Annotated in this window: 16 protein-coding genes; 5 read left to right on the forward strand and 11 right to left on the reverse strand. The window is 70.6% G+C overall.

Going from position 1 to position 19,319, the window contains the following annotated elements; translation table 11 throughout:
- Positions 1-76 precede the first annotated feature (76 nt).
- From PV734_RS08195 to PV734_RS08205, 3 genes are all read right to left on the reverse strand, one after another.
- The gene (locus PV734_RS08195; RefSeq protein WP_319097279.1) at positions 77-679 is read right to left on the reverse strand and encodes a sugar kinase; all 603 of its coding nucleotides are present in this window, start codon (positions 677-679) and stop codon (positions 77-79) included.
- Positions 676-1,863, reverse strand: a complete 1,188-nt coding sequence (locus PV734_RS08200) for an ROK family glucokinase (protein ID WP_319097281.1) — start codon at positions 1,861-1,863, stop codon at positions 676-678. Before PV734_RS08200 ends, PV734_RS08195 begins: the two co-directional genes overlap by 4 nt.
- 175 nt (positions 1,864-2,038) lie before the next feature.
- Positions 2,039-2,776: a GntR family transcriptional regulator gene (locus PV734_RS08205; RefSeq protein ID WP_319289184.1), complete on the reverse strand. Its 738-nt coding sequence runs from the start codon at positions 2,774-2,776 to the stop codon at positions 2,039-2,041.
- A 129-nt stretch (positions 2,777-2,905) separates the two neighbouring features.
- Here PV734_RS08205 and PV734_RS08210 point away from each other — a divergent pair, with 129 nt between their 5' ends.
- A complete protein-coding gene (locus PV734_RS08210; protein ID WP_319097282.1) occupies positions 2,906-3,919 on the forward strand; it encodes a Gfo/Idh/MocA family oxidoreductase in 1,014 nt (337 codons plus the stop codon).
- A gap of 61 nt (positions 3,920-3,980) precedes the next feature.
- Here the strand turns inward: PV734_RS08210 and PV734_RS08215 are convergent, their stop codons facing one another.
- Entirely contained in the window at positions 3,981-4,661 is a 681-nt protein-coding gene (locus tag PV734_RS08215) for a response regulator transcription factor (protein ID WP_319289100.1), read from the reverse strand.
- A gap of 97 nt (positions 4,662-4,758) precedes the next feature.
- On the opposite strand from PV734_RS08215, the gene PV734_RS08220 reads away from it, so the two are divergent.
- Positions 4,759-5,793, forward strand: a complete 1,035-nt coding sequence (locus PV734_RS08220; protein WP_319097284.1) for an aldo/keto reductase — start codon at positions 4,759-4,761, stop codon at positions 5,791-5,793.
- A gap of 47 nt (positions 5,794-5,840) precedes the next feature.
- On the opposite strand, the gene PV734_RS08225 is transcribed toward PV734_RS08220, so the two are convergent.
- Positions 5,841-7,169 (reverse strand): histidine kinase, encoded by a 1,329-nt coding sequence (locus PV734_RS08225; protein ID WP_415924171.1) that lies wholly within the window; start codon positions 7,167-7,169, stop codon positions 5,841-5,843.
- Positions 7,170-7,338: 169 nt separating this feature from the next.
- Between PV734_RS08225 and PV734_RS08230 the strand changes: the two genes are divergently transcribed.
- Positions 7,339-7,539 (forward strand): hypothetical protein, encoded by a 201-nt coding sequence (locus PV734_RS08230; protein ID WP_319097287.1) that lies wholly within the window; start codon positions 7,339-7,341, stop codon positions 7,537-7,539.
- Between the two features lie 35 nt (positions 7,540-7,574).
- Here the strand turns inward: PV734_RS08230 and PV734_RS08235 are convergent, their stop codons facing one another.
- A complete protein-coding gene (locus tag PV734_RS08235) occupies positions 7,575-8,864 on the reverse strand; it encodes an alginate lyase family protein (RefSeq protein WP_319289102.1) in 1,290 nt (429 codons plus the stop codon).
- A gap of 98 nt (positions 8,865-8,962) precedes the next feature.
- Complete coding sequence (locus PV734_RS08240) at positions 8,963-10,639, reverse strand: glycosyl hydrolase family 28-related protein (protein WP_319289103.1); 1,677 nt, start codon at positions 10,637-10,639, stop codon at positions 8,963-8,965.
- A gap of 330 nt (positions 10,640-10,969) precedes the next feature.
- On the opposite strand from PV734_RS08240, the gene PV734_RS08245 reads away from it, so the two are divergent.
- The gene (locus PV734_RS08245; protein WP_319289105.1) at positions 10,970-13,633 is read left to right on the forward strand and encodes a discoidin domain-containing protein; all 2,664 of its coding nucleotides are present in this window, start codon (positions 10,970-10,972) and stop codon (positions 13,631-13,633) included.
- Positions 13,634-13,686: 53 nt separating this feature from the next.
- On the opposite strand, the gene PV734_RS08250 is transcribed toward PV734_RS08245, so the two are convergent.
- Both PV734_RS08250 and PV734_RS08255 read right to left on the reverse strand, forming a co-directional pair.
- Complete coding sequence (locus tag PV734_RS08250) at positions 13,687-14,565, reverse strand: alpha/beta hydrolase (RefSeq protein WP_319289106.1); 879 nt, start codon at positions 14,563-14,565, stop codon at positions 13,687-13,689.
- Between the two features lie 75 nt (positions 14,566-14,640).
- Positions 14,641-15,342, reverse strand: a complete 702-nt coding sequence (locus PV734_RS08255; protein ID WP_319097293.1) for an SDR family oxidoreductase — start codon at positions 15,340-15,342, stop codon at positions 14,641-14,643.
- Positions 15,343-15,741: 399 nt separating this feature from the next.
- Here PV734_RS08255 and PV734_RS08260 point away from each other — a divergent pair, with 399 nt between their 5' ends.
- Positions 15,742-16,137, forward strand: a complete 396-nt coding sequence (locus PV734_RS08260) for a ribonuclease domain-containing protein (RefSeq protein WP_319097295.1) — start codon at positions 15,742-15,744, stop codon at positions 16,135-16,137.
- A gap of 545 nt (positions 16,138-16,682) precedes the next feature.
- On the opposite strand, the gene alc is transcribed toward PV734_RS08260, so the two are convergent.
- Both alc and allB read right to left on the reverse strand, forming a co-directional pair.
- Complete coding sequence (gene alc / locus PV734_RS08265; RefSeq protein WP_319289107.1) at positions 16,683-17,822, reverse strand: allantoicase; 1,140 nt, start codon at positions 17,820-17,822, stop codon at positions 16,683-16,685.
- Between the two features lie 78 nt (positions 17,823-17,900).
- On the reverse strand, positions 17,901-19,241 hold the full coding sequence (gene allB, locus PV734_RS08270) for an allantoinase AllB (RefSeq protein ID WP_319097299.1): 1,341 nt from the start codon (positions 19,239-19,241) through the stop codon (positions 17,901-17,903).
- Positions 19,242-19,319: the final 78 nt, after the last annotated feature.

The raw sequence follows: 19,319 nt of genomic DNA on the forward strand, positions 1-19,319 counted from the left end.
GTCGGACGTCTTCGACTGTACGGGCGGGGTCTGACAATCGGTCCCGGCGGCGGGCCGGGGGCGGTCACGTGGCCGGTCAGGGGGTCGTTCGCGAGACGACGTACACCATGTAGTGGTTGGGCTTCGCCCACTTGACGACGATGTGCTGCGTGGGTGCCGGGTTCTTCTGCGGGTGGGCGAGTCCCCACCACGGGCCCGGCTCCTTGAACTTCCAGCCGACGATCTTCTGGTCCCGGGCGCTGATGGGGAACTGGTCCTTCTTCAGGCTGGTGCGGGGGACTCCCATGGCCTTGAAGAAGTAGTCGAGTCCCGCGTTCGTGGTCATGAACTGGACATACAGGCGGCTGGTGCGCCAGTTGTTCGTCTCGTAGTAGGCGACCTTCGTCGACAGGATGCCCTCGCCGTCGGCCTGGCGCGGGACGGGTACTTCGTAGATGTGGCGCTGGACCTTGGAGGGCCAGGCCTTGGTGAGGCCCCTCGCGGCCCACTTGCGTTCCTTGTCCAAGCCGCTGTCACGGCTCTGGTTGGCGGAGATCACCAGATAGCCGGCCGGGACGCCGATGAGGAGCACGATGATCAGCAGGGTCAGGGCGCGCCTGCGGTTCCTGTGGCGGCGGTCCTCCGGCGGGCCGGGCAGCTCGTCCGGCGGCATGGCCTGACGGGGCAGGGAGGCGGTCACAGGGGCCCCTGGGTGGCGCGGCGGGTGGTCTCGACGAACTTCTCGAAGCGCTCGTACCTCTCGAGGCGGCGCCGGTTGGCGCGCCGGAAGCGGCGGGCGACCAGGCGGGCGAGGTCTGCGGCACCGACCATGCCGGCCTCGGGGCCGAGCTGCGCGCGGGCGATGCGGGCCTCGGGGCGGTAGCCGCGCCCGGTGAGGTGGCGGCGGAAGGCGTCCCGGGCGGGGCCGATCAGCAGGTCGTCGGCCGCGGAGACACCGCCGCCGATGACGAAGCAGGAGGGGTCGAGGGCGGCGGCCAGGTTGGCGATGCCGACGCCGAGCCACTGACCGATGTCCTGGAGCAGTTCGATGCACATGGCGTCGCCCTCGCGGGCCAGCTGGGTGATCATCGGACCGGTGATGTCGGCGATGTTGCCCTTGACGTGCTCGATGATCCCGTACGCCACCGGTGAGTCGGCCGCCGCGAGTTCGCGGGCCTCTCTGACCAGGGCGTTGCCGGAGCTGTACTGCTCCCAGCAGCCGCGGTTGCCGCACGGGCAGCGGTGGCCGCCGGGCACGACCTGCATATGGCCGAACTCGCCGGCGACGCCGAACTTGCCGCGCTTGACCTGGCCGTCCTCCAGGATGGCGCCGCCGATGCCGGTGCCGAGGGTGATCATGACGAGGTGGTCCTCGCCGCGCCCCGCGCCGAAGCGCCACTCCGCCCAGGCGGCGGCGTTGGCGTCGTTGTCGACCAGGACGGGGACGGCCAGCCGGCCCGCGAGGCGGTCGCGCAGGGGCTCGTTGCGCCAGGACAGGTGGGGGGCGAACAGGACCCGGTTGCGTTCGGCGTCGACCCAGCCGGCCGCACCGATGCCGACGGCGTGCACGTCGTGCCGGTCGGAGAGGTCAAGGACCAGCTCGGTGATGGTGTCCTCGACGACCTTGGGGCTCTTGGACTTGTCCGGCGTCTCGGTGCGGATCGTCTCCAGGATGTTGCCGTCCGCGTCGACGACACCCGCCATCACCTTCGTGCCGCCGATGTCGATACCGACCGTGGGTACGCGGGGGGCCGTGAGGTGGGAACGGCGCTCGCGTGTGCCGACGGTGCGCAGCGCCGGTGCCCGGCGGGAGCCTATGGGGGCGCTTCCCCCGCCGGTTGCGTTGAGAGCCCGGGGGAGTGCGAGGTCGCGGTAGGTGCTCATTGCGGCGATTCTGCCTCACGGGGGGACCCGTTGGCGCGCGGGGGAGCGATGGGGTGGTGCGGGATGTTTGCCGGGTGCGGGTGCGTTGTGGTTGTTCGCGCCCCGCGGCGGAGCCGCTGATGTCCCAGCCCCGCGCCCCTGGAGGTACGGGGCTGCGCCCCTTGCTCCAGTACCTCTAGGGGCGTACCAGTAGTCGGAACTCGAACGAGTAGCGCGTGGGGCGGTAGGTGTGGGTGCCGAACTCGACGGCGCGGCCGGTGTCGTCGTAGGTGGTGCGCTGCATCGTGAGCAGGGGGGCGCCCTCGCGTTCGGTGAGGCGTTCCGCCTCCTCGGCCGTCGCTCCGCGTGCGCCGATCGACTGGCGGGCGCTGTGCAGGGTGATTCCGGCGGCACGCATCAGCCGGTACAGCCCGGTGGCCTCCAGCTGGCCGGTGTCCAGGTCCAACAGGCCGGGCGGCAGGTAGTTGCAGAGGTACGCCATCGGCTCGCCGTGCGCCGACCTCAGCCGTTCCACACGGTGTACGTCGCTGTCCTCGGCCACGTTGAGCGCGGCGGCGACCTCGGCGGAGGCCGGCACGACCGTGTTGACGAGCACCCTGGTCGCGGGGCGCTGACCCGCCGCCTCCAGGTCGTCGTAGAGGCTGCTCAGTTCCAGAGGGCGTTTGACCTGGCTGTGCACGACCTGTGTGCCGACCCCCCGGCGGCGGACGAGCAGGCCCTTGTCCACGAGGGACTGGATGGCCTGGCGCACGGTGGGGCGGGACAGACCGAGCCGTCCGGCCAGCTCTATCTCGTTGCCCAGCAGGCTGCCGGGAGTGAGTGCTCCGTGCTCGATGGCGGCTTCGAGCTGCTGGGACAGCTGGAAGTAGAGCGGTACCGGGCTGTTCCGGTCCACACTGAGTTCCAGCGGCACTGTCGGATCCACATCTGGTTTCGGCACGGCCCGAGCGTAGCTCCGGTGGTTGTTGACGGGAAGTCGTGTAGTTCGGTTGTCCTGACATATGCATTGACAGCGCGGCTGTCGGACCCCAGTTTGGTTCTCATGCGCATCGGAGTCATCGGGACGGGCCGCATCGGCACATTCCACGCGAACACCCTCAGCCGTCACCGCGAGGTGGGGGGATCCCTCATCGTCACGGACGCGGACAGCGGGCGGGCACAGGATCTCGCCCACCGCTTAGGAGCCACGGCAGCGCCGGGTGTCGACGAGATCTTCACCTGGGGCGTGGACGCCGTGGTGATCACCGCGGCCACCTCGGCCCACGCCGAACTGATCGGTCGGGCAGCACGCTCGGGTCTCCCGGTGTTCTGCGAGAAGCCCATAGCGCTCGATCTGCCTGCCACCCTGGCCGCGATCGCCGAGGTGGAGGCGGCCGGCACCATCCTTCAGATGGGTTTCCAGCGCCGCTTCGACGTCGGCTACACGGGTGCCCGCGAGGCCGTGCGTTCCGGGAGGCTCGGCCGTCTGCACACCGTCCGCATGATGACGTCGGACCAGACGCCTCCCCCGCCCGAGTATCTGCCGCTGTCGGGCGGGCTGTACCGGGACACCCTGATCCACGACTTCGACATCCTGCGCTGGGTGACGGGGCACGAGATCGTCGAGGTGTACGCGACGGGGTCGGACGCCGGGCCCCCGATGTTCCGCGAGGCCGGCGACGTCGGTACGGCCGCCGCGGTACTCACCCTGGACGACGGCACGCTCGCCACGGCGACGGCGACCCGTATGAACGGCGCGGGCTACGACGTCCGCATGGAGCTGGCCGGCGAGCTGGACCAGGTCGGCGTCGGCCTGGACGACCGTACGCCGATCGCGTCGACCGAACCGGCGGGTCCGCCGGCCGCGACCAAGCCGTGGACGGGCTTCCTGGAGCGTTTCGGGCCCGCCTACGAGGAGGAGCTGTCGGCGTTCGTCGAGGTGGTGCGCGGTGAGCGCGCCAACCCGTGCGACGGCCGGGAGGCACTGCAGGCCCTGCGCGTCGCCGAGGCCTGTGAACTGTCCAGACGGGAGCGCAGACCCGTACACCTCGCCGAGATCCCGGGCGGGTGGGACTGAGGGCCGGGGCAGACAACGGGCTGCAGACGGTAGACAGTGGGCGATGTACGTCCGTCGTCGCCTACGGCCGGTCCTGCCCGTCTTCTTCCAGGAGTCCCGCGTCGTACGCCAGCAGAGCGATCTGCACCCGGTTGTTGAGGTCGAGTTTGGCGAGGATGCGGGAGACGTGTGTCTTGACGGTGGCCACGCTCATGAACAGCGCGGCGGCGATCTCGGCGTTCGACCGGCCCTGGCCGACGGCGACCGCGACCTCGCGTTCCCTGTCGTTCAGCGCGGCTGTCCGGTCCCGGGCGTCGGCCCGCCGGGTGTCGGCCGTGCCGCCGGCCGCGTGCGCCATCAACTGGCGGGTCACGGCGGGCGAAAGGACGGGGTCCCCGGCCGCGACCCGGCGGACCGCGGCGAGGATATCGGCGGGCGGGGTGTCCTTGAGGACGAAGCCGGCGGCTCCCGCGCGCAGAGCGCGCAGTACCTGGTCGTCCGCGTGGAAGGTGGTGAGGACCACGACCTGCGGGGCGTCCTCGCGGGACCTCAGGCGTTCGGTGGCGGTGAGTCCGTCCACCGTCGGCATCCGGATGTCCATGAGCACGACGTCCGGGCCGGTGCGGCCGACGAGGGCCTCCACCTCGCTGCCGTCGGCGGCCTCGCCGACGATCTCGATGTCCTCGGCGCCGCCCATCATGAGGGACAGCCCTGCCCGTACCAGGGGGTCGTCGTCGACGAGGAGCAGTCTGATCACGGTCATGGCCCCACGTAATCACGGTTGTGCGGCGTCCGGCGGTGCGCGGGCGCGGGCCCGGCTAGATTGCCGACCTGAACTCCGGTGAAACGAGGGGCCTTTCGTGCGTTACCGACTGCTGGGCAGGACGGGGCTACGCGTCTCCGAGCTCTTCCTCGGAGCCATGACCTTCGGAGAGCAGGGCGGGGTGGGGGCGCCCAAGGACGAGTGCGCGCGCATCCTCGACGCGTACGAGAACGCGGGTGGGAACGTCGTCGACACGGCGATCAACTACCGCGGCGGTGCGAGCGAGACGATCCTGGGCGAACTCCTCAGGGGGCGGCGCGACCGGCTCGTGCTGTCCACGAAGTACACGATCTCGCGCGACGGCGCCGACCCCAACGCCGCGGGCAACCATCGCAAGAATCTGACGCTGTCCCTGGAGACGAGCCTGCGCCGGCTCGGCACGGACTACGTGGACGTGTACTGGGTGCACATCTGGGACCGGGCCACGCCCGTCGAGGAGACCATGCGCGCCCTCGACGACGCCGTGCGCTCCGGGAAGGTGCTGTATGTCGGCATCTCGGACGCCCCGGCCTGGGTGGTGTCCCGGGCCAACACCCTGGCGGAGTGGCGGGGTTGGTCGCAGTTCGCCGCACTCCAGGTGCCGTACAGCCTGCTCAACCGGGACGTCGAACGTGAACTGCTGCCCATGGCCGAGGCGTTCGGGATGTCGGTGGCGGCCTGGAGTCCGCTGCAGAACGGCATTCTGTCCGGCAAGTACACCCGCGCGCGTGGCATCGGCCCCGACGAGTCGGTGCGGCTGTCCGCGGACGCGATCGGCGAGCGCGAGCACGCGGTGGCGGCGGCGGTGCAGTCGGCGGCCGACGAACTCGGCGTGTCCCCGGCTCAGGTGGCCATCGCTTGGACGATGGCGCACTCCCCCGCCGTGCACCCGATCGTGGGCGCGCGCCGGGTCGAGCAGCTCACCGACAACCTCGGCGCGGCCGAACTGACGCTCCCCGCCGACCTGGTGGCCGGGCTGGAGGAGACCACCGGATTCCGGCCCGGTTTCCCGACCGAGTTCATCGAGGAGACCTCTGCCTGGGTGTACGGGGAGGCGGGACGCCGGGTGGTACCGCGTACGGCGCGCGGCTGACAGCACCCTCCTCCTCGAAGAGGGGTGCTGACACGAAGGAGGTGTCGTCAGGCACCCCACGGCAGCCAGGCCCTGACGGCGAATCCCCCGCCCGGCTCCGTGCCGTGTTCCAGCCGCCCGCCCGCCAGGGTCGCGCGCTCGGTCAGGCCGATCAGGCCCTGTCCGGAGCCGGGGACCTCCGGGACCTCCCCCGGGGGTGCGGGGTTGCGTACGGAGACGGCCAGGCCGTCGCCCGGGGCGCCCGTGAGGGACACCGTGACCTCGGCGCCCGGGGCGTGCTTACGGGCGTTGGTGAGGCACTCCTGGACGATCCGGTAGGCGGTGCGGCCGATGGAGGCCGGTACGGCGGCCGGGGTCGCCACCCGGCCATCCAGTGCGATCTTCATACCGGCCTCGCGGGACTCGGTCACCAGGATGTCGAGCGCGGCCAGCGTCGGCTGCGGGCGCCCCGCCTCCTCCGGGTCGCCCGCCCGCAGGACGCCGATGATCTCCCGCAGGTCCTGGAGGGCGTCGTGCGCGCTCTCCCGGATGACCCCGGCGGCCCGCGCGACCTCCTTGTGGGGTGCGTCGGGCCGGAACTCCAGCGCGCCGGCGTGCACGCTCAGCAGGGTGAGTCGGTGGGCGAGCACGTCGTGCATCTCACGGGCGATGGCCTCGCGGGCGAGCCGCTGCGCCTGTTCGGCCCGGAGCGCCGCCTCAGTCTCGGCCCGCCGCAGCCGGTCCCGCAGGCTCACCATGAGCTGCCGCTTGGCCCGTACGAACATGCCCCAGCCGACCGCGGTCGCGGTCAGCAGGACGCTGAGGACCACCGCGCCGAAGTAGGGCAGGTCCGGGTCGGGGCGCAGCCAGTAGAACAACGGGATCACCACGACGGAGGCACCACTGACCAGGCCGACGTACCGGAAGGGGCGGTGCACGGCGAGGGAGAAGAGGGCGACCAGACCGGCGCCGCCCGCGGTACTCGACACGAGGCCGGCCGCGAGCATCGCGACGGCCAGACCGAGCGGCCAGCGGCGGCGCAGCCACACGGCGGCGCAGGAGAGGGCGCCGACCCACTGGTCGAGGGCGGCGACGGCGTGCGGGGTGTTCGGGTCGTCGGCCAGGGCGACCGCGCCCAGCACGCCGACGAGGACGGCCAGCAGAAAGCAGGTGAAGTCGACGACCCAGTCGCGGGCGGTGCGCCGGGGCTGTGCGGACGCCCCGAACCACCGGGCGCGCTGCCGAGCGGTGCCGGAGCTGGGACCGGGGTCGGGACCGGGGTCGAGGCCGTCGAGCACGGCCGACGGGAAGAGCCATCGCCGCCCCGGGAACGCCGTCGCGGGCTCGGGAACGGCCGCGGGATCGGATGTCGACCTGTCACCTCTCACAGTCGACAAATCTATGGGGTGATGGCCCGTGCCACCCGCGCCGAGCCGTGATCGTCGACCAAAGTCACGCCACCGCAGACTTTCGGCGCGCCACGCGGAAGCGACCGCCGACTTCGGAAGAGCCGTCCTCGCCCCGCGGCCGATGCGGACGGGAGGTACACGGAGCGAGGATCCCGACATGAGGCTGTTGCTGGAAATCGCCGGTTCTATCGCCCTGGCGCAGGGCGTCGCGGGTCTGCTGGACGAATTCACCGACGTGCACTGGGGTCTCGTACAGAAGCTCGGATTCCTCGACGGCTACGAGATCTACGCGAGTGTCGCACTGCTCGTGCTGTCCTTCGCACTGTTCGCCGCGGCCGAGAGCCGTAGGTCCGGGTGACCGACGTGGGAGCCTGATGGCCTGGTGGCCACGGATCAGCCCGCGATGGAGTCGAGTTGTTCCGCCGCGGGGCGCAGGGCCCAGAGGTCACCGTCCGGCGGCTCCTCCAGCAGAGGGACCGCCCGCCGGGCCCGTACATCACCCGCGTCGGCGGCGGCGTGGACGATGTCGTCCGCGGCGTAGCGCAGGAATCCGAGTTCCTGATGGGGCCAGGCGGCCGCTCCTGTCGCGGCGGGCAGCAGGTAGTCCACCGCTTTGAACAGGCTCTGCCCGTCCGGGCCCCGGTACTCCCACAGGTTCACGCCGACGTGCCGGCCGATGGCGGCGAGCCGGGTGTGGGCGACCAGGGCGAAGGTCGAGTAGTGCCAGCTCCTGGTCCGTGCCAGCTCCTGTGGCTGGCTGCCGTCGGACGCGATCTGCGCCGCGACGCGTGTGCCGCGGACGGTGAGGACGGTTCGCCGGGCCAGGTCCCTGTCGCCGGTCGCGTAGGCCAGTGCGGCGAGCTGCATGTCGTAGAAGGTGCCGTGGTTGTTGGTGGCGGCGGCCTCCTCGCTGCCGAAGTCGCTGGTCCTGAGCCAGCCGAGGAAGTCGCGGTTCCACTTCGTCATGCCGGCCCGGTCCTTGCGGGTCCAGCCCGGGGCGCCGGTGTCCAGCAGGGCGAGCGCGTCGAGGACGCTGGTGAAGGACTGCGAGAAGTCGATGATGCCGATGGCTCGACCGTCGTACCTGCACGGGATGAACTGCGCGTGGTTCAGGTTCGGGTTCATCCTCGTGGCCGGGTCGAGGAACCAGGTGCGCAGCACCTGCCCGGCCTTCTCGGCGTACCGCTTCTCGCCGGTGTAGTACCAGGCGAGAGAGAGGTCGTACGCGGCGTCGAAGGTCTTCTCGACGTCCTGGCGGTCGGTGCCGGTGTCGACCTCGGGGTTGCGCTCGCCGTCGCGTTGCACATACGGGCAGCCCCAGGCGTTGTCGCTGGTCGGGGGCTTGGAGGGCCACCAGTAGGGCGCCTGGCTCAGATAGTCGTGGACGTCGCCGCCGGGTGCGGGGCGTGGTTTGTCGACGACCGTCCAGGGGCCCTGGCTCAGCCATTTGGCGGCTCGGGCGGTCAACGCGTCGACGGCGCGGCGCAGTTGGCGGTCGCCGTTCATCACGCGAAGCCTGGTCCGCTGGAGCTGGGCGCCGTCCAGTACGGCCGTGTGCGGGACCTCGGGCGCCGACCCCGCCGTCACCCGCGCCGAGGCGGTGGGGACGGCGGCGCCGACGGCGAACGCGATGAAGGCCACCAGGAGGACGACCGGTCGTGACAGTGCCGAGGGTGCACTCAACGATCCACTCCGTTCAGGTGGGCGAACGTGGGAATGGTGACGCGGGGACAGACTGGAACAAACAAGGACAGAACACGGACGGAGTGCGGACAGCACATCTAGAGCGCGCGCTGTGCCGCGTGCAGATTCCGCGGCCGTACCGCGTGCGGGCTGCCGTACAGCTCCAGGCGGGTATGGAGGTCGCCGGTGAGGTCGGGGACGTCGATCTGGTCGAACTCCCTGACCTCGTCGATGCCGACGGTGGCGGAGTACGGTGCCAGGCCGTCGATCCTGACGAGTCCCGCGCGGGCGTTGGTGACGCGGATGTTCCAGTGGGTGAAGCGGGCACCGAACAGGGGGCCGGCGCTCGCGTCACCGCCGTGCCGGCCGGTGTTGTCCAGAGTGATGTCGGTGCGGACGTTGGCGAAGGGCAGTCCGCGGTGGCTGTCGAAGGTGCCCATCCGCATGTCGCCGCGCGACCAGACGTTGTACGAGGACAGTCCCTCGACGTTGATGCCGTGCAGTTGGGTGTTGGAGGGGGCGGGAGCTGTGCGCTCCTCGATGGTGAAGTCCTCGACGAGGTTGTCGTGCGAGCCCTCACGGCAGAAGTAGGGGTGGTGGGAGCCTCGGCCGGTGACACGTGTCCGTCGCAGGGTGCACGCGGAGGCGGACACGAGACCGAAGCCGTTGTCGACGTGGCGGACCGTCACGTCGTCCACCCAGCAGTCGTACGCGCACTGCAGGACGACGCCGTTGTGCCCCTTGTCCAGCAGATGCGGCTGCTGCGGGGTCTCCCTGGCCTCAAGAGTCAGGCCCTCCACCCCGGAGCCCGTCAACTCCGCGACATGCGTGGTCAGTTGAGGGTTCCATTCCGGGCGTACGTCGAGTGGCAGCGGACGTTCGAGGGTGACCCTGCGGCCCTGAACCCGGGCGATACGGACGGGCCACTCGTACGGGACGTACGACGTCAGCTTCGTCTTGTCGTCCCAGAAGTAGGCCTCGGGCCCTGGGCCGCCGCCACACATGTGCTCCAGGAGTGTGTGTCCCGCATCGTCGGCCAGCCGGAGGAGGACCAGCGCGCCGGGGCGCAGTGACGTCGGGTTCGTCACGGTGATCGTCCACGAACCCTGCCGGGCCGGGGCGACCTTCGTGAGCGGGCGCCACTCGTCGCGCAGGTTGCCCGTCCATCCCTCGAAGGGCCACGACTTCGCCCTGATCGCGGCGACGAGCGAGGACCAACGAGCCCTGGGGGCAAGCCAGACGAGGCCGCCCGCCCATGACCAGCCCGACTTGTCTCCGCCGTAGCGGGAGCCGTACACGCCGATCAGTTCGGTGAGGTTCCTGGTCGCGTACAGGGTCGTACGGCCGCTGCCGGCGCCCTTGAGGATCACGTTCGACCGGTCCAGGCGGATCACGTCGTCGATGCGGAAGGTGCCGGGCGGGATGGTGACCGTGCCACCGCCGGCCCGGCCGGCAGCGGCGATGGCACGGTTGATCGCGGGGGCGGAGTCGGTCACGCCGTCGGCCACGGCGCCGAAATCGCGCACGTCGGCGACAGTGGGGCGGCATGGGCGGTGGGCCGCCCCGCCGAAGCAGCCCGCGCGGCCGACGTAGGGGATCTGCGGGTGCGTGAAGGGTGCGCGGGTGAACTCCCGCCAGAGAAGCGGGGTTTCGGTCGCCACTGATCCCGGTCCAGCCGCCGTCGCGATGCCGGCACCGGCCACTACGGCACCGGCCGCAACCGCGACGGCGCCGCCCAGGACGGCACGCCTGGTCGAGTTTTGGTTCATGCGCATGACATTTGATGTTGCGGCGACTACTTCGCGTGCGTCTCTCATGTCCGTTCGCCCTTTCCATGGTCTTTCATGGATGTGAACGACGTTCAGATCTGCGCTGAGCGGCGAGCATGCCACGCCACACTTGAGGACGAAAGGGCTCGTGCGCGCTTTATTGGTTTGGACCTTCAGAGAGATGGCCTGCACACCGATTCAGATGGGTGAACCAGCCGATGTGGAGTCACATCCCGTCCGAGCCGTTGACGTCATCGGATGAATCTCCTACGTTGCCGTGCGGTCGGGGGCATGGCTGGGCTGTGCCGCCACACATCCGACGAGTGGAGACAGGACATGGGACGCGGACACCTCTCCGTACTGGCCGTCGTGACGGCGTTGCTGGCCTCCCCGGTCCAGGCTCACGCGGACGCGCCGCAGTCCGGCCGCGCTTACCACGTCGCCCCTCGCGGCAGCGACCACGCACCCGGCACACGGGCGGGCCCGCTGCGCACCATCGGCGCCTGCCTCGGACGAGCCCGGCCCGGCGACACCTGCCTGGTCCACCAGGGCACCTACCGTGAGCAGCTCACCCCTCCCTCCGGCACCGAGGGTGCTCCGATCACGATCGCCGCGTACGGGGACGGTCCGGTGACCGTGGACGGAACGGAGCGGGTGACCGGCTGGAAGGACGCCGGCGGCGGACTCATCGCCACCGACACCGATCTGCCGCCCGACCCGGACCTCAACGCGGTGTTTGTGGACAACGCCCGTGCCGCTGAGGGCCGTTGGCCCAACTCCGGCGCCGATCCGCTGAACGCCACCTGGGCCGAGGCCGACACCACCTCCACCGACCAGCACATCGACGACACCGACCTGCCCGACGCCGACTGGACCGGCGCCACCGTGCACCTGTGGGCGGGCTCCAACCCGTGGGCCCAGCAGACCGGCACGGTCACCGACGCGTCGGCGGGCAAGCTGGACTTCCGGGGCGGCAACCACCGCTGCCCGCCCCTGTGCATGGGCGACCGGACCTACCGCAACTACTACCTCGTCGGATCGAAGGCCGCCCTCGACCAGCCCGGCGAGTGGTACTTCGACAGGACCGCGCACCGGCTGTTCATGGTCCCCCCGAAGGGCGGCATCGCCGGACACACGGTGACCGCCAAGCACCGGCTGTGGGGCGTCGACCTGAGCGACAGTTCCCACGTCACCGTGCGCGGTCTGAGCCTCTGGGGCACTTCCCTCCGAACGGGCAAGTCGAGTACGGGAGTTGTGGTCGACGGGCTGCACGCCACGTACATCTCCGAGTTCTCCACCCTGCCCATGCCGCCGGACGGTGATCTCGCGGTCGAGCCGTTCGAGGGCCATATCGTCGCCTCCCGCATCCTCGACTCGGGCGTACAGATCCTCGGCACCGGCAACACCCTGCGGAACAGCGAGATCGCGCGGTCGGCCGGTGACGGAGTCCTGGTCCGCGGAACCGGCAACACGGTCACCGGCAACTACATCCACGACGTCGGCTGGATGGGCAGTTACACCCCCGGCATCGAGATCAACGGCAACGGCCACACGGTCACCCACAGCACGATCCGGCGCACCGGGCGGGCGTCCATCGACACGGCGTGGCAGCTCAACGGCACCGAGTTCCACGGCAACCGCATCGCCTACAACGACCTGTCCGAGGCGATGCGCACCTCCCGCGACGGCTCCCCCTTCTACGTGTGCTGCAGCCTGAACGGCTCGGGCACCTCCGTGGACCACAACACCGCGCACGACGCCGACGGCCAGAACGGCTACTACGTCGACAACTACTCCGGCCACTTCAGGCTCCATCACAACGTCGCCTGGAACACCGGCAGTCGAGGCGTCTTCTTCAACGGGCACACCGGCCCGAGCATCGCCAACGAGGACCACAACTCCAGTTACGGAGTGGGCGTCGACGTCGCCTCGGTCGCCCTCGGCGGCGCGACGGACGCGTCGGGTTCGTACTTCAGCAACATCGTCGGGCCCAAGCCGGTCACCGCGACGCAGACCGGAAATCCGCCACCTGTCGTCCGCTCCAACCTGATCGGCGAGAAGCCCGGCTACTCGGACGCCGTCAACGGTGAGCTGTGGCTGACGCCGGGTTCGCCCGCCATCGACGCGGGCGAGGTGGTCGACGGCGTCACGACCGACACCGTGGGCACGGCTCCCGACCAGGGCGCCTACGAGTACGGCGCTCCCGTCTGGTCGACCGGCTGCGATCTGCCCGGCTGCCGGCAGCGGGTGCGCCATGGCGACTGGACCGCCACGGCGAGCGACGGCACCAACGCCCGGGCCGGCGTCGACGGCGACATCAACACCCGCTGGACGGGCGCCGCCGCACAGACCGTGGGCCAGTCCCTGACCGTCGACCTCGGCGCGAGCAAGACCTTCGGCCGGCTCTCCCTCGACGCGGGCCGTGACACCAGCGGGCAGCCGTACGGCTTCGCGGTCTCCGTGAGCCGCGACGGTACGCGCTGGGGTGAGCCCCTCGCCCGGGTCTCGGGCCGCTCCTTCACCCAGGACGCGGTGTTCCCCCGGCAGACCGACGCCCGCTACGTGCGCGTCACACTGACCGCGAACGGGCCGACGCCCTGGGTCGTCAACGACATCAGGCTGTACGGGGACGGGCCCGACGCCGCCTCGACGCTCCAGGCCGAACAGGCCACCTCCGTAAGGGGAGTGGCGCACGGCCCGGCGGCCACCGGCATCCTCGGCTCGGGCGACGCGCTGGGCTTCGACGCGGTGAACGTCCGGGGCGGACACCTCACCGTGCGTCTCGCCTCCACCTGCGCGCGGGGCTGTTCGCTCGGGTTGCGGCTGGACTCACCGCACGGCCCGGTGGCCGCGGTGGTGCCCCTCACGGACACCGGCGGTGAATGGCGGGAACGGTCCGTGGCTCTGCGTCGCGAGGTCACCGGCACCCACGACCTGTACCTGGTGGCGAAGGGCGGGGTCCGGGTCGCCGCGCTCGACTGGCTGACGATCCGCCCCTGACCGGCTTCCTCGCCCGCGGTCCAGCGCACCGCCTGCCGACGGTCTCGGGGCGGTCAGGCCACGGCGTTCACCAGGTCGGCCACGACGTCGGGCCGCTCCAGTGCGATGAAGTGACCCGCTCCCCGCACCTGTGTGAACTCGGCGGCCGGCAGCAGCTTCTTGTTGGCTTCCCGGTCCGAGGGGCGGGACCAGTCCTTCTCTCCGTAGACGAGGTGGACGGGCGCCTTGACCTCGGCGTAGCGCGAGCGGGCGGCGATGAGGCTGGGCATGTTCTGGTACACGGCCCGGGCGACGGTCGGGTAGCCGGGGCGGCTGCCCACCAGGAGGAGTTCGTCGAGGTAGTCCTCCCGCAGCGCGGTCTTGTCGACCACCCCGCCCTGCAGGATCCTGCGGACGACGGGCTTGGGCTCCACCCCGGCGGCCACCGGGCCCACCCCCGGAGTGAGAACACCGGCGACCACCACACGGGCGAGGAGACTGGACCGGGTGATCCCGCCGGGGAAGTCGTAGGTGTTCACCGCGACGACGCGCCGGACCCGCTCCGGGAGATCGGCCGCTGCGGTCAGGGCGAGCACCGCACCCATGGACTCCCCGACCAACGTGACGTCGTGGAGGTCGAGTTCGGTCAGCAGCCGCTCGACGCCCGCACGCATCGCCGGCTCGTCGTACGACGCACCGGGCACGATCTCGGAGTAGCCCATCCCCGGCAGGTCCAGGGCGTACACGGTGTAGTGGTCCGCGATCAGCGGGATGAGGTGGCGGAAGTGCTCGGCCTGGGTACGCACGGTGTGCAGCAGGACCAGCGGAGCGCCGGTGCCCGCTCTGAGGTAACGCAGGGTCCCCTCGTGGCTGCGGCGTCCCCCGCGCGGGGCGATGGTGTGACTGGTGGTCCCCGGAATGGTGATCGTGGGACGTGACGTGGTGTCGGGCATCTCGGGCTCCTTGTGTGTGAACTGTGGGCAGATGACAGGGGGTTCGGGGCGGCGGGGCGTGTTCCGGTTCGTGGTCTACTGCGCCAGCTGGGGATACAGCCCTGCGAGGTCTCCGGCGAGGCCTGCCTTGACCTGCCGCGAGATGTCGTCGGCGAGTACCTCGTGCGCTCCCGCCTCGATGCCGTCGAGGGCGCGTGCGGCGACGTCGCGCGGGTCGGCCTTGGGACCGTCGGCGCCCGCCGCGAGGTCCGTGTCCACGTATCCCACGTGCAGTCCGGTGACAGAGATGCCGCGCGGCCGGAGCTCCAGGCGCAGGGAGTTGGTCTGTGACCACAGAGCGGCCTTGGAGGCGCTGTAGGAGCCGCCGAGGGCGATCCAGGACAGCACCGAGTGCACATTGAGGATGTGGCCGCCGCCGTTGCGTTCGATGACCGGCACGAAGGCCCTGGCGACCAGCAGCGGGCCGTAGAAGTTGGTCTCGAACTCCCGGCGCACGTCGTCGAGCGGGGAGTCGAGGAAGGACGCGCCGACCGAGGCCCCGGCGTTGTTGATCAGCACGGTGACGTCCTGCGCCTGCGCGGCGGCCGCCGCCACGGACGCCGGGTCGGTGACCTCCAGTGCCACCGGGACGGCGTCGGGATGCGTCACCGTGCGCGGGTCGCGGGCCGTGGCGTAGACCTTGCCGGCTCCACGCAGGTAGAGCTCCTCCACCAGGGCCTTGCCTATCCCGCGGCTGCCGCCGGTGACGAAGACGCTCGCGCCCTTGAGTGATGTCATTACTGCCTCCACAACGAGAAACCGATCGGTCTCAGTAACTGTAAACCGATCGGTTTCCGAACGCAAGGCCCCAACGTGCGGATCTTGAAGGTGGCATTCACGCCACCCTCGACTGGACCCAGCGACGCGCCCCGCAGGGCCGGACCCGCACGTCAGCACATGTGGCTCGCGTCGAGCATCGCGGCCACGGCGGGCCCCATCGACTGGAAACCGATCCGTTTTCACGAGAGAAACAGATCAGTTTCCCCCGCGCGAGCGGCAGCTCCCGGTGGGTCGGGGTGCGGACTTCGTGAAGCGATCGGGCCGCAGGTTAACTCCGTGCTAAATCATCGGACTTGGCAGGAAATTCTCCGGAGTTGTCATTGACATGCCACTGTCTACGCGCGTCATCATGAGGGCATGAGATTCCCCCCACGGATCACTCGCATCGGCGCCGCGGCCACCGTCCTGTCCGCTCTTCTGGTCGGCGGTGCCGTCACCGTCGGCACGGCCGGCGCCGCCACCTCGTCGGTCGGCAGCATCTGCTACGACGATCTGCCCTCGCAGGCCCACACCACGCTCAACCTGATCGCGAAGGGCGGCCCCTACCCGTACTCGCAGGACGGCAGCGTCTTCCAGAACCGCGAGCGAGTCCTGCCCGCCCGGACCACCGGCTACTACCACGAGTACACCGTCAAAACTCCTGGCTCCTCCACCCGCGGTGCGCGCCGCGTCATCACCGGTGAGCAGAACCAGGAGGACTACTACACCGCCGACCACTACGCCACGTTCGACCTGATCGACTACGGCTGCTGAGTCCCCCACGGCTCAGCACGGCCCCTGCGGCACGACTCCTCACCCCGCGTACCGTTCCTGTGGACTGAGGGAGAGTGAGTCCGTTCAGCCGCGCGCCCCGAACGGTCTTGGGCGAGCTGGTCCCCGGCGTACTCGACCCCGGGTGGCGACACGCATCGCGTGCGTGGTCCGGGCCCGGGAGGCCAGTTCCCTGCGCGACCTGGCCAGGTGGGTACGGCCGGAGGCGACGGGGAGGCCCTGAACCATCCTCTGGTGGAGCAGGGGCCCCGCACGCTGACGCCGTACCCGGTGTCCCAGGTCGCACCACCACGTTAGCCCGAACAGCCCAGACCACCACAAGCCCGCACACAGACGATCACACGATCGAGGTAATCCGACCTTGCACTTACTCCTTCGCGAGCAGCTCCAACCCCCCCCCACGGGAGTTGGTCGCGGGGCGAGGGATCGTGCGACTCGGTCTCGGTCGACGGCAGTCGTGCCGCTACATGCCAAGAGGGGTCCACGCGCGCGCGTGGACCCCTCTTGGCATGTGACCGTCCGTCGTGTCAGCCCCCGAGTTCCCGGTGCCGGGCCGTCAGTTCCGCCGATCCCTCCTCCGTCAGGGAGCCGAACAGGCGTAGGCGCGAGATCCCACCGTCGGGGTAGATGTCCACGCGCGCGTGCGTGCCCGCCACCGGGGCCGGCAGGACGAAGCGGTGGTTCGTGTCGGGCTGGAGGCGGGTGCGCGGAAGGATCTCCGTCCACTCGGTTTCCTCGCCGGGCTCGCCGTTCCCGCCGTCGCCGTCCCGGAGCGACACCGTCGCCCAGCCCGCGCTGTTCCCCTTCAGATACGCCGTGTCGATCTCGACGGCCCTGATCTCCGACCGGGCCACCAGTCGGTAGCTGATCCAGTCATTGCCCTGGTCGCGGCGGCGGCGCGTCTCCCAGCCGTCGTCCATCTTGCGGGAGCGCCCCGGCTGGATGGTGTTCGACGCCGGTGAGTAGAAGCGGTCGGACGCGTCCTCGGCCCGGCCGCCGTTCTCCAGGGCGACCACGTCGAAGGTGCCCAGCGCCGCCAGCCAGGCGGGGTCGGGGGCGACCTCGCCGTACACCCGCAGGCGCGCGATGCCGCCGTCCGGATGCTGGTTGACCCGCAGGTGCGTGAAGCGCTGTTCGAGCGACACCTCGAACCCGTTCGCCGCGTGACCGCCCACCTTCGTGCGCGGCACAAGCGTCGTCCACTTCACGTCGTCCGCCAGCAGTTCCTCGGGGGACGGGGAGCCGGGCACCGACACGCCCTCCACCGACACGGCCTGCGGATAGTTGCCGCGGAAGTGGGCGGTGTCGACCACGATGCCGCGTACGACGCCCGGCGCGCCGAGCCGTACGAGGGCCCAGTCGTGGTCCTGTGCCGTCGGCCACGGGTGCTCGGCCGACGTGCCGCGCCTGCGCCGTGTCTCCCAGCCGTCCATGATCTTGCCCTTGTGGCCGAAGTGCTCGGGCACGAACTCGGCGGGCTCGGGCACGAGCATGTTCTCGCGGTCGGCGAAGAACTCGTCGTTGGCGGCGATCACTCCGGCCCCGAGGCGGCGGTCGGCGAGGTTGGCGTACTGGGTGAAGGGGAAGTCCGCGGTGCGGTAGTCCGCGTACGGGTCGCCGCCTCCGTAGGGGTTCGCGTCGCCGGTGAAGCTCACAGTCGCGGTCACGGTGATCAGTTCTGCCTTTCGGACTTCGAGGTCGGCCGTTGCGGGTGCCGGGAGGGGGATCCGGTCAGGGGGATCCGATCAGGGGGTACGGGTGAGGAGTTGGCCCTTCGGGTCGGTGAACTCGCCCTCCGCCACGATGCGTCGGCCGCGCAGCCAGGTCGAGCGGACGACACCGCTGAGGGTTCTGCCCGCGTACGCCGTCACGCGGTTGCGGTGCTGCAGCGCGGCCGGGTCCACGGTGAACGTCTCGTCCGGCGCCAACACCGCGAAGTCGGCGTCCCGGCCCGCCTCGATCGCGCCCTTGCGCCCGTCGAGGCCGACGAGCGCGGCCGTGCGGGTGGACATCCAGCGCACGACGTCGTCCAGGGAGTGGCCCCTGCGCCGGGCCTCGGTCCACACCGCCGCGAGGCTCAGCTGGAGCCCCGAGATGCCGCCCCACGCCGTCGCGAAGTCGGCGGTCTTGAGGTCCGCGGTGGACGGCGAGTGGTCGGTGACCACGCAGTCGATCGTGCCGTCGGCCAGCGCCTGCCACAGCAGGTCCTGGTTGGCGGCCTCGCGGATGGGCGGGCAGCACTTGAACTCGCTCGCCCCGTCCGGGACCTCCTCGGCGGTGAGGGTCAGGTAGTGCGGGCACGTCTCCACGGTGATCCGCACCCCCTCCGCCTTGGCGGCGGCGATCAGCGGCAGCGCGTCGCTCGACGACAGATGCAGGACGTGCACGCGCGCGTGCAGACGCTTCGCCTGCTCGATCAGCCCGGCGATCGCCCGGTCCTCGGCGCCGCGCGGGCGCGAGGCGAGGAAGTGCGTGTACTCGGGGCCGCCCCGCTGCGGGGCCGTGTCGAGGTGGTGCGGGTCCTCGGCGTGCACGATGAGCAGTCCGTCGAAGCCGGCGATCTCGGCCATCGACAGGGCGAGTCGCTCCTGGTCGAGGTGCGGGAACTCGTCCACCCCGGACGGTGACAGGAACGCCTTGAAGCCGAAGACGCCCGCGTCGTGCAGCGGGCGCAGGTCCTTGACGTTGTCGGGCAGCGCGCCGCCCCAGAAACCGACGTCGATGTGCGCCTTGTCCGCGGCCACTTCCCGCTTCGTACGGAGGTGGTCGACCGTCGTCGTCGGCGGGAGGGAGTTGAGGGGCATGTCGACGAGGGTGGTGATGCCGCCGGCCGCCGCGGCACGCGTGGCGGTCCAGAAGCCCTCCCACTCGGTGCGTCCGGGGTCGTTGACATGGACGTGGGTGTCCACCAGCCCGGGCAGCAGGACGTCGTCACCGAAGTCCTCCAGGTGCGCGCCTGACGGTACGTCGGCCTCGTACGGGAGTACCGCCACGATCCGGCCGTCGGCGACCGCGACGGTGGCCGCGCGCGTCCCCTCGGGCGTGATGACGCGCGTCGAGCGCAACACCAGTTCGACGTCGGACACGCCGGACCCCTCTCTGTCACCTCTGCACCGTGAATCCCGCCGTTAACTTCCACGTAACGGAATTCAACTTTCTGTTGA

Source organism: Streptomyces sp. AK08-02, from assembly GCF_033795085.1.
Taxonomy (GTDB): Bacteria; Actinomycetota; Actinomycetes; order Streptomycetales; family Streptomycetaceae; genus Streptomyces; species Streptomyces echiniscabiei.

Coding starts and splice junctions, on each gene's coding strand:
- PV734_RS08255 (WP_319097293.1), bottom strand. CDS start 15,342: ATGACATCACTCAAGGGCGCGAGCGTCTTCGTCACCGGCGGCAGCCGC.
- PV734_RS08250 (WP_319289106.1), bottom strand. CDS start 14,565: ATGCCCGACACCACGTCACGTCCCACGATCACCATTCCGGGGACCACC.
- PV734_RS08245 (WP_319289105.1), top strand. CDS start 10,970: ATGGGACGCGGACACCTCTCCGTACTGGCCGTCGTGACGGCGTTGCTG.
- PV734_RS08210 (WP_319097282.1), top strand. CDS start 2,906: ATGCGCATCGGAGTCATCGGGACGGGCCGCATCGGCACATTCCACGCG.
- PV734_RS08230 (WP_319097287.1), top strand. CDS start 7,339: ATGAGGCTGTTGCTGGAAATCGCCGGTTCTATCGCCCTGGCGCAGGGC.
- PV734_RS08240 (WP_319289103.1), bottom strand. CDS start 10,639: ATGCGCATGAACCAAAACTCGACCAGGCGTGCCGTCCTGGGCGGCGCC.
- PV734_RS08260 (WP_319097295.1), top strand. CDS start 15,742: ATGAGATTCCCCCCACGGATCACTCGCATCGGCGCCGCGGCCACCGTC.
- PV734_RS08200 (WP_319097281.1), bottom strand. CDS start 1,863: ATGAGCACCTACCGCGACCTCGCACTCCCCCGGGCTCTCAACGCAACC.
- PV734_RS08215 (WP_319289100.1), bottom strand. CDS start 4,661: ATGACCGTGATCAGACTGCTCCTCGTCGACGACGACCCCCTGGTACGG.